Origin of the sequence: Rhodococcus sp. BP-241 (assembly GCF_019836145.1) — a bacterium.
Classification (GTDB): Bacteria; Actinomycetota; Actinomycetes; order Mycobacteriales; family Mycobacteriaceae; genus Rhodococcoides.
The window spans coordinates 42,451-55,496 of sequence record NZ_JABUEI010000011.1; the positions used below are offsets into that span (position 1 = coordinate 42,451).

Consider the following 13,046-nt stretch of genomic DNA (forward strand, 5'->3'; position numbering starts at 1 on the left):
TGAGAGGGCCAGTACGCTGACGCTCTGTGTCATCAGACGATCACCAGCGCCTTCCTCTGCCCGTCGAGATCCCCGTCACGGAGAACACCGCCGACGACGCGCTGGATCTGCGGACCCAGATCGTCCGGTTCCTCGTCACCGGGGTGCTGTCGGCTGTCGTCGACTTCTCCATCACCATCGCGCTGCAGTACGGCCTGGACGTGCAGCTCTCGCTGGCCAAGGCCGCGGGATTCGTCGTGGGCACCACCGTCGCGTACCTGATCAACCGGCGCTGGACGTTCGCGGCACCGCCGTCGCGGGCGCGGTTCGTGGCCGTCGTCGTCCTGTACGCGGCGACGTTCGGTGTCCAGAACGTGCTGTACACGCTGTTCGGGCACCTGTGGCCCGAGACGATCCTCTACAGCGCCGCGGCGTTCGTCATCGCGCAGGGCACCGCGACGGTGATCAACTTCGTGGTCCAGCGAGCGGTGATCTTCAAGTTGCGCTGACGCGCCCGTGCGCCTTGTGCGCATCCAGGGATACGCGAAAGGCGCACGGGGGGCTATGCCCAGTCCGCGAACGCGGGTGCCGCGGCGTCCTTGTCGGAGAGTTGGTAGGTCAGGGGTGTGCCGTCGCGGCCGTGGGTGGGCCAGTCGATGGCGAGGTCGGGGTCGAGCGGGTGGATGTCGCGGTCCGCTCCGGGGGTGTACTCGAGGCTGCACAGGTACATCACCGTGGAGTGGTCCTCGAGGGAGAGGATCGCGTGCCCGAGCCCGACGGGCAGGTACACCGCGCGGCGGTCGACGTCGTCGATGAGCACCGAGTCCCAGGTGCCGTACGTCGGTGAGTCCTTGCGGAGGTCGACCACGACGTCGAGGAATGCGCCGCGGGTGCAGGTGACGTACTTCGCCTGTCCGGGTGGGTCGACGGTGACGTGGATGCCGCGCAGCACACCGGCGGCGGAGACCGAGCAGTTGGCCTGCAGCAGTTCCAGGGGGTGGCCGACGGCGGCGGTGAAGGCGGAGTCCTTGTGCCATTCGAAGAACACCCCGCGGTCGTCGCCGAACTGGCGGGGAGTGAATTCGAACGCCCCGGGGACGCGCAGTTCGCGGAAGCTCACGGTCGGTGTCCTCTCTCGAGCAGGTCCAGCAGGTATGCCCCGTATCCGGACTTGAGCAGTGTCTGCGCGCGGGCGCGCAGGTCGTCGTCGGTGATGAACCCGCGTCGCCACGCCACCTCCTCGGGGGCGCCGATCTTGAGTCCCTGGCGTTGTTCGATGGTGCGCACGTAGTTGGAGGCGTCGAGGAGTGATTCGAAGGTGCCGGTGTCGAGCCACGCGGTCCCACGCGGCAGCACCTGCACCTGCAGGGTCCCCGCCTCGAGGTAGTGGCGGTTGACGTCGGTGATCTCGTACTCCCCGCGAGCGGAGGGGGCGAGGTCGCGGGCGATGGCGATGACGTCGTTGTCGTAGAAGTACAGCCCCGGCACCGCGTAGTTCGATCGCGGGTGCGCCGGTTTCTCCTCCAAGGAGAGGGCGGTGCCGCGTTCGTCGAACTCGATGACTCCGTATGCGCTGGGATCGGAGACCTCGTAGGCGAACACCGCGCCGCCGTCGACGTCGGCGAACCGGCTCAACTGCGTGCCGAGGCCGGGGCCGTAGAAGATGTTGTCCCCCAGCACCAGTGCGGCGCCCTCGGTGCCGATGTGCTCGGCGCCCAGCACGAACGCCTGCGCGAGGCCGTTGGGTTCGTGTTGCACCTTGTAGGTCAGCGAGATGCCGAACTGGGAGCCGTCACCGAGCAGCCGCTGGAACTGCTCGGCATCCTGCGTGGTGGTGATGATCAGGATGTCGCGGATCCCGGCGAGCATGAGCGTGGTCAGCGGGTAGTAGATCATCGGTTTGTCGTAGACGGGCACCAACTGCTTGCTCACGCCCTGAGTGATCGGATGCAGCCGCGACCCCGTGCCACCTGCCAGAATGATTCCCCGCATGATGGGCGAGTCTTTCAGACTGCGTCCGCCCTCGCCTCCCACGTACTCTTCGCCGCATGAGAATGCTCGTGACCGGCGGCGCCGGGTTCATCGGCGCGAACTTCGTGCACCTGACCGCCCGCACCCGCCCCGACATCGAGATCACCGTCCTCGACGCCCTCACCTACGCCGGCAACAAAGCCTCCCTCGACCCTGTCGCCGACCGCATCACCTTCGTCCACGGCGACATCACCGACACCGCCCTCGTCGACAGCCTCGTCGCCGACACCGACCTCGTCGTCCACTTCGCCGCCGAATCCCACAACGACAACTCTCTCGGCGACCCCTGGCCGTTCGTGCACACGAACATCGTCGGCACCACCACCCTCCTCCAAGCGGTCCGCACCCACGACGTCCGCTACCACCACATCTCCACCGACGAGGTCTACGGCGACCTCGAGCTGGACGACCCCGCCCGGTTCACCGAGAACACCCCCTACAACCCCTCCTCGCCGTACTCCTCCACCAAGGCCTCCAGCGACCTGCTGGTGCGAGCCTGGACCCGATCCTTCGGCGTCCGCGCCACCATCTCCAACTGCTCCAACAACTACGGGCCCTACCAGCACGTCGAGAAGTTCATCCCCCGCCAGATCACCGGCGTCCTCACCGGCATCCGCCCCAAGCTCTACGGCGCCGGACTCAACGTCCGCGACTGGATCCACGTCGAGGACCACAACACCGCCGTCTGGACCATCATCGACAAGGGCGCCCTCGGCCAGACCTACCTCATCGGCGCCGACGGCGAGGTCGACAACCGCACCGTCGTCGAGACCATCCTCGAACTCTGCGGCCACGACAAGGCCGACTTCGACTTCGTCACCGACCGCCCCGGCCATGACCTGCGCTACGCCATCGACAGCACCCGCCTGCGCACCGAGTTGGGATGGGAGCCGCGGTACTGCGACTTCCGTGTCGGTCTCGAGGCGACTGTGGCGTGGTATCGGCACAACGAGGCGTGGTGGCGTCCGCAGAAGGATGCCACCGAGCAGGCGTACGCGAAGGCAGGCAAACGCGCACTGGGAAACGACCGGCCCCGCTGAACACGAAGTTGCTCTCCGCGACCTTGCTCGCCGCGGTCCCGGCGCACGCATAGCAATATGCAACGCGATGTGCCAAGTGACCGTTCGACGGTGTGGCGAGCAACCTCAGGGCGGGTGGCGCTCAGACTGCTGTTGCATCATCGCGCTGGGACGTCGCCGAGGCGCTCGACCTGCCCGTAGTCGGCGCGTAGGACCCCGTCGCCGCAGACCATGTGCGGCTGACACCCCCATATCAACCGTGGCCGATCTCGTTCCCGCTAAGGCACTCCAAACTACTGGCCCTTCAGCACCGGTCCCGTGAGCTTGCCCGTCTCCAGAGTCCGGACAGGATTGACATGCTTTTGGTGACTCTGCCGCCGAGTACACAGACGACCTCAATGGGCGGGGTGACGCACATGCCGTTCGAGGGTGCAGTGGATGGGACGTACAAGCTCTAGCGCCAGTAGTCGGATCTGATCCATCAGGTGTTGCAGCACGGTCTGTCCCGAGCGGCCCGTGAACGAGGCGACCCGGACCGCTGAATTCCTGAGGGAACTCCCGCCAGTCGATATTGAGGTGCCGCCCGCCCGTGGATCCAGCGAGTCATGTAGATGTGAGAATGAGAAAACCGTCACCACGGGACGCCGAATAAACGGGCCATACCCATTGCCTCGCGCCGTTCAGTGGTGGCTGAGGCGCATCCGGCGCTTCGACGTAATCGAGTCGATAAGCGGGCGTTATTGGCTGTTGACTGTAGTCGAGATTCGAGTAATTCAGACGCAGAAGGAACCGTTCAACTCCCGACGCCTCTGCCAGGCGGGGTAGCAAGCGGTCACGAATAATAAGGCCGCGATCCGAGAACTCGTCAACGATTGTACAGTCGCAAAAATATGCAAGAGTTCCTATCTCGCCGGGTGATCGCACCGGAGAGTCGCCCACAATTTGCCCCACAGCGCCGCCCACCCTCGCATAATCCTGCGCGCTTGCCCAATTGCCGAAAATGACAGGCGATCTCCAGGGAAAACCGTTCTGGGAGTTGGCTGTGACCGTGAGGGCGAGTAAGGCAGTTCCCATGATGACACCAAAGGGCCAGACTGCGGTCCGGCCTTTCGACACGGCGACTGTCCCAAGAATGGCTACTGTCGTGAGCGAAACAAGTGGAGTCACGTAATACCAGTGATAGGGAACGGTATTCAAAGCTGAGTATGCCCCGTAGTAGGCAACGCCGCCGAATCCAAGTGTCCACAATGCAACTGGAATTTTATGTCGTATTATTGGAACGATCAGCCATAGCGCGGTGATCGCAAGTCCGAGTAACGCGGGGATAAAGGCGGCGCTGGTTGCCAGAGGTTGAGACCATGCGAACATTTCTGGACCGGTTGCATAATTGTAACCTCCGACATCAGTCGCCTGCCCCTCCTTGATGAGGAACGTATCGGGTATTGCAGAGCCAAGCCATAGCCAACTTGCCATGAACCAAGGGCCCCCGGCAATCAGAGCAGCTGGCAATACGATCTTCCATTTCGCGCGAACGGCCGGAGCGCATATGAAGAATGCCGCGGCGAATACAACAAGGTCCAGTCTGGTGAGTACTGCTGCCCCTGTAGCGAGCCCGAACTGCACTCCAGCGCGGCGGTCATTGCTGGACATCCGGAGCCCGAGAGCAGTCATCGACAGCAAGACAGCCGGAATCAACAGCACTTCAAGTCCGATTGCGGAGAGGACAAATGGATTGAGTTGCACGAGTAAAATTGCAGTAGCAGTCGCGAAGGAACCGACAGAAATTGAACGCGCGATAGACCCCAGTGCCCAGCCTATGAGGGCCCCGCACAAAGCGTTGAGCAGGTAAAGGCTGAACTGGGGGTCAGTCGAGCCGTCGAAGACCCGAGTGAGATACGCGATCGACCCGAGCAGCAACACATTGAGTGGTGAGGTAGACGTGTTCGCGGTGGCAGCGTCGATAACGCCCCAATGTAAATTCTCGGCTAGGTTTCTTGCAGCAGCAAGGGTGATATATGCATCATCCGTCAAGCTGTCATGTGTCAACCAGGAGGTGAGACATGACACCAGCACACCCAGAATCGGCATCAAGAACCGAATTGTCCCGCGCTTCTCCACGGATTCAGCTATGCCGGGCGAGCCGGTGGTGTGGCCGCCGGTTAGTCCGATGGGTTTATTCACGAACCGATGCTACCGACGTCAGGGTAAGCAGCTTCGAGCGGTCAGGCTAGATCATTGTGGGGTGACGGTAGCGAGAACACAGTGGTCGAGGATGGAGCCGGGGGACTGGAGGCCTCGGCTGTCGGTCAACTCGGAATCCGCAGGTCGACACGAGAATCTCGCCTGCTCGGCATGTCCTGAACTCGAAGTGGATACGGCCGGTTCGGACAGGCCGGCTCACTCACGTCGGCGAGAATCTCTCGAGCGGGCGCCGGGGTCAGATGAGCGCTTCATTCTCCGCGAAGCCGCCCGGCCTGGAGGTATCTGCATGCTCCGGATGCCATGGCCGGGAACAGGCATGATCGGGCAGTTCGATCCCGGCTCGGGAGCGTACGCGGCCGTCGTCAGTGCGGGCGCTCTCTCGTCGATACATGCCTGCTGGGGTGCGGCGCGCCCGGTCGCTAGGAGGATGCCAGTGCTCGCTCGGTTGCTACTGTAATTCCGTCGTTCGACGTGGTTCGGCACCGTGGTGGCTCACACCGCAGATCCATAGGAGAGTGTGATGAGCAGTTCCGTGCACGCCGATGCTCGATCCAACAACCTCGCGGCAGTACGCCGCACGATGGTCGATCACGACGCCCCGACCCGCCTGGTCGTGCAGCGAGGAACGTTCGCCGGTCCATCCCCCAGGGTGTCGGACGATCTGTACGCCTCCATCACCGTCGGTGACGTCCATCGCCGTCGTTTCGACGTCACGGTGGAGCAGGGTGCGTCCGTCGACACCGACACCTACTTCGGACGCTTCGCGGCGAGCTACTTCCAGCGGTGGACGACCGTGACCGAGGTGGCCGTCTCCTTCGACTTCGAGGGTGCAGGTGAGGTTCGACTTCGTGCGTCCGACTCGGGTGGCAACGACCGGACGGTGACCACCGTGCGGGTGTCGGGCTCCGGCAGGCAGACTCTGTCCTCCCCGGTGAACAGCTTCCTCGACGGTGGCTACCTGTGGATCGAGATCGCGGCGGTCGAGGACAGGGTGCGAGTGTCGGCCGTCGAGTGGACGGTGGCCGCACCGGCCGTCGTGCGCCCCGCCGCCGTAGCCATCTGCACCTTCAACCGGGCCGACGACTGCGCCGAGACGCTCGCCGCGCTGGCGGCCGACGAGCAGCTGGTCGCGGGCCTCGATGCGGTCTTCGTCGTCGACCAGGGCACGGACGTCGTCGCCGACCGGCCGCTCTTCGCGGAGGTCCGCGCGATCCTCGGAGACAAGCTGGTCTACATCCAGCAGCCGAATCTCGGAGGCGCGGGCGGTTTCACGCGTGGGATGTTCGAGATCACCGCCATCAACGAGCACGCCAACGTCATTCTGATGGACGACGACATCCTGTGTGAGCCGGAGAGCATTCTCCGAATGAACGCGTTCGCCAACGTCACGGTGACTCCCACGCTCGTCGGCGCGCAGATGCTCTACCTCATGAATCCTCTCAATCTGCATGTCAGTGGCGAGGAAGCGGACCTGCCGAAGCTGAAAGCCGGCCGCTGGTCGGCTCATTCGCTGCACGACGCCGATCTGACCGAGAAGCGCCAGAACAAGCGCGTCGATGCCGGATACAACGCGTGGTGGTCGTGTCTGATCCCCGCCGAGGTCATCTCGGAGATCGGGTTGCCGCTACCCATGTTCTTCCAGTGGGATGACATAGAGTTCGGCATCCGGGCGCGGGCGCACGGGTTCGCGACGGCGACACTTCCCAACGCGGGTGTGTGGCACGCCGATTTCCACTGGAAGGATCGCGACGACTGGGCCAAGTACTTCAGTGCCCGGAACTCGTTGATCGCCGCTGCACTGCACAGCGACTTCGACGTCAAGTCCCTCAGTAAGCAGTTGACACGCGAGATCTCGCAGTTCGCGGTGTCGATGCAGTACGGCCTCGCGCTGACCACACTGCAGGCGATCGAGGACTTCCTGGTCGGTCCCTCGATCCTCGAGGACGGTGGACAGTCCGTGCTCGCCTCGGTGCGAGCCATGCGAAGCGCGCACCCGGAGACGGTGAAGCATCCGGCCAGTGCTGTTCCCGGCGTCGTGTCCTCCGAGTTGGTCACGCGTCTGGCGGGTTTCACCCCGAACAAGAAGTTGCTCGATCTCGTTCTCCTCAAGAGAGTGCGTGATCAGTTCCGAGGGCGAGTGCGAGGCGAGTTCGCCTACATCCCTGCGGCGGAGGCGCATTGGTGGCACGTGTCGCTCTTCGACCGTGCCGTGGTGGCGGACGCGTCCCAGTCCGGAGTACGAGTGCGCCGACGCGACGTGGCCGAGGCCAAGGTCGTCGCCGCGCGTCTCAAGGACGTCATGCGGCGCTTCCGCACCGAGGGACCGGAGGTCCAGCGGCAGTTCCGCGCTGCCCTGCCGGCCCTGACGAGTCGCGAGAACTGGGCCCGGCTCTACGGGATCGACGCCGACGCTCCGACCACCGAATCGGTCAGGTGAGCCGGACCGCCACCTGCTCGTTGTTGGACGTGTAGGCGAGGTACTCGAACGTCACCCCGGTGCGGTGGACGAACTCGGTCCACGCCTTGTACTCGTGCAGGGCCCAGCCGGGGAAGTTGAAGAACTCGTCGAACACGATGACGGTGCCCGGCACCAGCCGTGACTCGAGACGACGCAGGACGAAGTCGGTCGACGAGTACAGGTCGGCGTCGAGGTGCAGGAACGCGACCGGGCCGCGGTTCTTCGACAGGAACGGCCCGAGGGTCTGCTGGAACATGCCCTTCACCAGGTGCGCTCCCGGAACGTCCGGTAGAGCGTCCTGAGCGAAGGTCCCGGCCTCGAAGCCGGTGCGCCAGTCCTCCGGCAGGCCCTCGAAGGTGTCGAAGCCGGCGATGACTCCGACGTTGGCGGCGCGGCGCCACTCGTCGACGATGGTGCCGAGGGTGGTCCCGGTGGCGACCCCGAACTCGAGTGCCATGCCGTCGATGGAGACGGCTCTGAGCGCGTGTCGGAGCGTGAGGTCGGGGTGGGTGAAGGACGGCGTCATCGGGAGATGTGTCTCGGCGAAGTCGGCACTCGAGGCGGTGGCCTCGAGGTCCGAGGCGAACGGGATGTCGCGGCGCATCCGGAACTCCAGCGTGGTGATGGATTCCTGGAGGTCGGCGATCGTCTTCGCCTGACCCGTGATCAGGTCTATCAACTCACTGTGACGACGGTCGGCCTCGGGTGCCACGGCGTCCTGGACTGCCTGCACGACCTTGCCCCGCGCCGAGGCTCTGACGCGTCGGCTCCACCGCATCACCCGCACCGTCCACTCGTCATGGGGACATACCGTAGTTCAGGGTTTGCGGAAGTACTCATCCCGGCCGAGCTTGCGCAGACGCAACCACTCGCGCAGGCCGCGGAGGTCCCGTCGTGTGACCACGAAGTACCACCCGAAGCGCACCCATTCCTGCGGGAGAAGCTTGCGCATGCCGGGTTGAGCCATCAGGTATCCGCGGTTGCGGTAGGTGAAGTAGCGCTTGGTGGCGTCGTCCGGATACTGCGTGTGCATCCGGCCGCCGAGGATCGGCTTGAACTCGTCGGCGCCGTTCGGATGCAGGTACGCGGTCTGCAGGCACGTGCCGAAAGCCAGCCCCGAGCGTGTGAGGCGACGGTGGATCTCGACCTCGTCGCCGCGGACGAAGAGCCGGAGGTCGGGGACACCGACGGCGTCGATCGCAGCGGCCGAGAACAGCGCACCGTTGAACAACGACGCGTAGGACGGCAACAACTCCTCGTCACCGAGTTCGGACCGCCACCGTCGCCACGCGGTGCCGCGTCGCAGCGGGAACGCGAGGTGATCGGGATCGTCGATGTCGCACACGACGGGGGAGACCTCGTCGAGGCCGTGGCGCACCGCGCAGTCGAGGAGCGTGGCGAGGACGTCCGGCCCCTCCGGCCTGCCGTCGTCGTCGGCTAGCCACACCCGCTCGGCACCGAGGGACAGCGCGTGCAGCATCCCCAGCGCGAAGCCGCCGGCCCCACCGAGGTTGTGCTTGCTCCCGAGGTAGGTGGTCGGCACGGCCGCGCTCTCGACGAGCTCGCGGACCGCTGTCTCGTTCGCGTTGTCCACCACGATCAGATGGTCGAGCGGACGGGTCTGCGACGTCAGGACGGCGAGGGACTGGGCCAGTAGCTCGCGGCGCTGGTGGGTGACCACCACGCCGACGATGAACTCAGGCATGCGGATCGTGATCGGCCTGGCCACGATCCGCGGCCTCCAGCTCACGAATGACGTGCGCGACGTGGTCTCCCGCGTCGTCGCCCTCGTACGACCGCACGACCTCCTCGATACCGCCCTGCTGCCGCACGTGGCCGTGATCGATCCACATCGCCGAATCGCAGAGCTGGGCGAGGAACTCGTTGGAGTGCGAGGCGAAGACGAGGATGCCCGAGCGCTGCACGAGCTTCTGCAGACGAGTGCGCGCCTTCTTCATGAACTCGGCGTCGACCGCGCCGATGCCCTCGTCGAGCAGCAGGATCTCGGGGTCGATGCTCGTGACGACGCCCATGGCGATGCGCACGCGCATGCCCGTCGAGTAGGTGCGCAGCGGCATGTCGAGGTACTCGCCGAGCTCGGTGAAGTCGGCGATCTCGTCGATCTTCGACATCATCTGCTTGCGTGTCTGGCCGAGGAACAGGCCGCGGATGATGATGTTCTCGTAGCCGGAGATCTCCGGGTCCATGCCGACGCCCAGGTCGAAGACCGGCGCGACGCGACCCCGCACGACGGCACTGCCTCGGGTGGGTTCGTAGATGCCCGCCAGCAGGCGTAGGAGCGTCGACTTGCCCGCACCGTTGTGGCCGACCAGTCCGACGCGGTCGCCCTCCTTCAGTGAGAGCGTGATGTCGCGCAGCGCCTCCACGACGACGACGTCACTGCTGTTGCGTCCGATGGTGCCGCCGGCCTTGCCGAGGAACGCCTTCTTCAGCGACCGGGTCTTGGCGTCGAAGATGGGGAAGTCGACGCACGCGCCGTGCGTCTCGATGCTGACTGTCATGTGTGTCTCGTCCGATCAGACCCAGTAGGGCACGCGGGCCCGGAACGTACGCATCGCCACCATGGTGACGGCCAGGCCGACCACGGTGAACGCCAGCACGATGTACCAGTGGTACGCCTGCTGGTCCTCGCCGATCAGGGGCGCGCGCAGGATGTCGAGGTAGTGGAACAGCGGATTGATCTCCACCAGCCGCGCGCGGTCCGCCGCGGCCCCGCCCATCTTCTGCAGATTCGCCGTGGTCCACACGATCGGCGTCATGAAGAACAGCAGCGTGACGACGCTGCCGAGGATCGGGGCCAGGTCGCGGTAGCGGGTGGCGATGATGCCGAAGAGCAGTGACACCCACACCATGTTGACGACGATCAGACCGAACGCCGGGATCGCCATGACGATGGTCCAGTGCAGCTCGGGACGGAACACCGCGAGCATGATCAGGTAGATCAGCATGTTGTGGCCGAGGAGCAGCACCTGGCGCCACACGAGCCGATAGATGTGCACGCTCAGTGCCGACGGCAGCTGTTTGATCAGGCCCTCGTTGGCCACGAAGACGTCGGCGCCCTCGAGGATCGACGCGCTGATGAGGTTCCAGATGATGAGCCCGACGGTGACGTGGGGCAGGAACGACTTCAGGTCGATGTCGAGGAGGACCGAGTACAGCAGACCCATCGCGACGGCCTGCACACCCGTGGCGATGGTGATCCAGAACGGGCCGATGACGGAACGCCGGTACCGCTGCTTGATGTCCTGCCACCCGAGACTCAGCCACAGCTCACGCTGGGCGTAGCCCTGCCGGAGATCGCGGACGGCCCGGCGGAACGTCTGCGAATCGGACGCGGGTGCATCCCCGGAGTTCGAGTCCCCGGTGTTCGAGTCGATCGCTGGTGCTGCCACGACCGACGACCCTACAGACGAGAACCGTCAGAGGTACTGGCCGGTGCCCTGCCCGTGCTGGCCCTGACCGCCGCCGCCGATGGACACACCGGGCGGAAGTGCACCCTGGCGCATCTGCTCGAGCTGGGCGCGCGCCGCCATCTGCTGAGCGAAGAGTGCCGTCTGGATGCCGTGGAACAGTCCCTCCAGCCAGCCCACCAGTTGTGCCTGGGCGATGCGGAGCTCGGCGTCGGACGGCACCGCGTCCTCGCCGAAGGGTAACGCCAGGCGCTGGAGCTCGTCGCGCAACTCCGGCGCGAGTCCCTGCTCGAGCTCACGGATGGAGGAGGTGTGGATCTCCTTGAGGCGGGTGCGGCTGGCGTCGTCCAGCGGTGCCGCGCGCACCTCCTCGAGGAGCTGCTTGATCATGGTGCCGATGCGCATGACCTTGGCGGGTTGCTCGACCATGTCCGCCAGCGATTCCTGGTCGTCGCCGTCCGACGAGTCGCCGGCCCCGGTGACGTTCGCGCGGGCCGCGGCGGCCGCCGCCTCGCGGGGACTGAGCGCGATCGGCTGCCCGTCCGGACCGATGACGACGACGTGGTCGGCGCTGTCGTCCGCGCGGCCGCCGTCCGAGTTCTGCTCGTGTGAAGACGTCATGTCTCCATCTTGACCCGGGTCGCTCACCAGGATGGGGTCCGGGGCGTGCCCGTGCGTGCCCGCCCTGTCGCCGTCGGCGCCTAGAGTGTGCGGCATGACCTACGACGTCGCCCGCGTACGAGGGCTGTTTCCCTCGCTCGGCGACGGCTGGATCCACCTCGATCCGCAGCTGGGCATGCAGATCCCCGACCGGGTGGCCACGGCCGTGTCCACCACCTTCCGTGGGACCGCATCGACGCACATCGGTCGGCACCCCTACGCGCAGCGCAGCGCGAAGGTCGCCGACGACGCTCGGCAGGCCGTCGCAGATCTGGTCGGTGGAACCCCCGAGGGCGTGGTCCTCGGTCCGGACCACGGCATCCTCCTGACCGCTCTCGCGGAAGCCCTCAGCACGCGTCTCGGCCTCGGTACGGGCATCGTCCTGTCCCGGCTGGACGACGAGGCGAACGTGGCACCGTGGCTGCGCATCGCCAATCGGTACGGCGCCCAGGTGCAGTGGGCCGAGGTGGACATCGAGACGTGCGAGCTCCCCAGTTGGCAGTTCGGGGAACTCATCGCGGCGAACACTCGGCTCGTCGCGCTGACCGCGGCGTCGACGGTGGTGGGGTCGGCCCCCGACGTCCGTGTCGCCGCCGACCTCGTGCACGACGCCGGCGGGCTGCTGGTCGTCGACGCGGTGGGTGCGGCCCCTTACGCGGTGCTCGACATCGAGGAACTCCGGGCGGACGTCGTCGCCGTCAACGCCGCGGCCTGGGGTGGGCCTCGCGTCGGAGCGCTGGTGTTCCGGGACCCCGAGCTGCTCGACCGGTTGCCGTCGCAGGCGCTCGACACCGATGCGAAGGGTCCGGCGCGGCTCGAGGTCGCCGGTCTGCACTACTCACTGCTCGCGGGCATGACCGCGTCCGTCGACTGTCTCGCCGCCCTCGACGAGAACGCGAGCGGGACACGTCGACAGCGTCTCGAGATGTCCATCGGCTCGCTGCAGGACTATCAGGATCGGCTCTTCGCGTACCTGCAGGAACGTGTGGCGGCACTGCCGCACGTCATGGCCATCGGTCAGGCGTCCAGCCGCATCCCGTGCCTGAGCATCAGCGTGGACGGCGTCGACTCCGACAAGGTGGCGGCGCGACTGGCGGACAACAGGATCGACGTGGTCGGTGGCCTGCACGGCGGCAGCCGCCTGCTCGAGTCGCTGGGTGTCGCCGATGCCGGTGGCGCGATCACAGTGGGGCTGGCCCCGTACACGACGCGGCACGAGATCGACCAGCTCGTCACGGTTCTCGAGACGCTGACCTGATCCGCGCC

12 protein-coding genes are annotated in these 13,046 nt (G+C 65.8%); 4 read left to right on the top strand and 8 right to left on the bottom strand.

Translation table 11 applies throughout. The features are described from left to right. Positions 1-26 precede the first annotated feature (26 nt). Positions 27-488, top strand: a complete 462-nt coding sequence (locus HQ308_RS18900) for a GtrA family protein (RefSeq protein WP_082544389.1) — start codon at positions 27-29, stop codon at positions 486-488. 53 nt (positions 489-541) lie between these two features. Here HQ308_RS18900 and HQ308_RS18905 read toward each other — a convergent pair whose 3' ends face one another. Next, complete coding sequence (locus tag HQ308_RS18905) at positions 542-1,099, bottom strand: dTDP-4-dehydrorhamnose 3,5-epimerase family protein (RefSeq protein ID WP_056443125.1); 558 nt, start codon at positions 1,097-1,099, stop codon at positions 542-544. Next, positions 1,096-1,971, bottom strand: a complete 876-nt coding sequence (gene rfbA, locus HQ308_RS18910; RefSeq protein ID WP_222647507.1) for a glucose-1-phosphate thymidylyltransferase RfbA — start codon at positions 1,969-1,971, stop codon at positions 1,096-1,098. Before rfbA ends, HQ308_RS18905 begins: the two co-directional genes overlap by 4 nt. Before the next feature lie 56 nt (positions 1,972-2,027). Here rfbA and rfbB point away from each other — a divergent pair, with 56 nt between their 5' ends. Further along, the gene (gene rfbB, locus HQ308_RS18915) at positions 2,028-3,050 is read left to right on the top strand and encodes a dTDP-glucose 4,6-dehydratase (protein WP_222647508.1); all 1,023 of its coding nucleotides are present in this window, start codon (positions 2,028-2,030) and stop codon (positions 3,048-3,050) included. 582 nt (positions 3,051-3,632) lie between these two features. On the opposite strand, the gene HQ308_RS18920 is transcribed toward rfbB, so the two are convergent. After that, positions 3,633-5,210 (bottom strand): glycosyltransferase family 39 protein, encoded by a 1,578-nt coding sequence (locus HQ308_RS18920; RefSeq protein ID WP_222647509.1) that lies wholly within the window; start codon positions 5,208-5,210, stop codon positions 3,633-3,635. A gap of 541 nt (positions 5,211-5,751) precedes the next feature. Here HQ308_RS18920 and HQ308_RS18925 point away from each other — a divergent pair. Further along, entirely contained in the window at positions 5,752-7,668 is a 1,917-nt protein-coding gene (locus HQ308_RS18925; protein ID WP_222647510.1) for a glycosyltransferase, read from the top strand. On the opposite strand, the gene HQ308_RS18930 is transcribed toward HQ308_RS18925, so the two are convergent. Genes HQ308_RS18930 through HQ308_RS18950 form a run of 5 tightly spaced genes read right to left on the bottom strand, consistent with a single transcriptional unit; the run spans position 7,661 to position 11,741 of the window. Beyond that, complete coding sequence (locus tag HQ308_RS18930) at positions 7,661-8,467, bottom strand: class I SAM-dependent methyltransferase (protein ID WP_222641199.1); 807 nt, start codon at positions 8,465-8,467, stop codon at positions 7,661-7,663. The two genes, HQ308_RS18925 and HQ308_RS18930, sit on opposite strands and share 8 nt — an antisense overlap. Before the next feature lie 39 nt (positions 8,468-8,506). Continuing rightward, positions 8,507-9,394 (bottom strand): glycosyltransferase, encoded by an 888-nt coding sequence (locus tag HQ308_RS18935; protein ID WP_222647511.1) that lies wholly within the window; start codon positions 9,392-9,394, stop codon positions 8,507-8,509. Beyond that, complete coding sequence (locus HQ308_RS18940; protein ID WP_056443150.1) at positions 9,387-10,211, bottom strand: ABC transporter ATP-binding protein; 825 nt, start codon at positions 10,209-10,211, stop codon at positions 9,387-9,389. Before HQ308_RS18940 ends, HQ308_RS18935 begins: the two co-directional genes overlap by 8 nt. Before the next feature lie 15 nt (positions 10,212-10,226). Next, entirely contained in the window at positions 10,227-11,102 is an 876-nt protein-coding gene (locus HQ308_RS18945; RefSeq protein ID WP_027506560.1) for an ABC transporter permease, read from the bottom strand. A gap of 27 nt (positions 11,103-11,129) precedes the next feature. Then, positions 11,130-11,741, bottom strand: a complete 612-nt coding sequence (locus HQ308_RS18950; protein WP_051613544.1) for a bacterial proteasome activator family protein — start codon at positions 11,739-11,741, stop codon at positions 11,130-11,132. Positions 11,742-11,835: 94 nt separating this feature from the next. Here HQ308_RS18950 and HQ308_RS18955 point away from each other — a divergent pair, with 94 nt between their 5' ends. Beyond that, positions 11,836-13,038 (top strand): cysteine desulfurase-like protein, encoded by a 1,203-nt coding sequence (locus tag HQ308_RS18955; RefSeq protein WP_222647512.1) that lies wholly within the window; start codon positions 11,836-11,838, stop codon positions 13,036-13,038. The last annotated feature ends 8 nt before the right edge of the window (positions 13,039-13,046 follow it).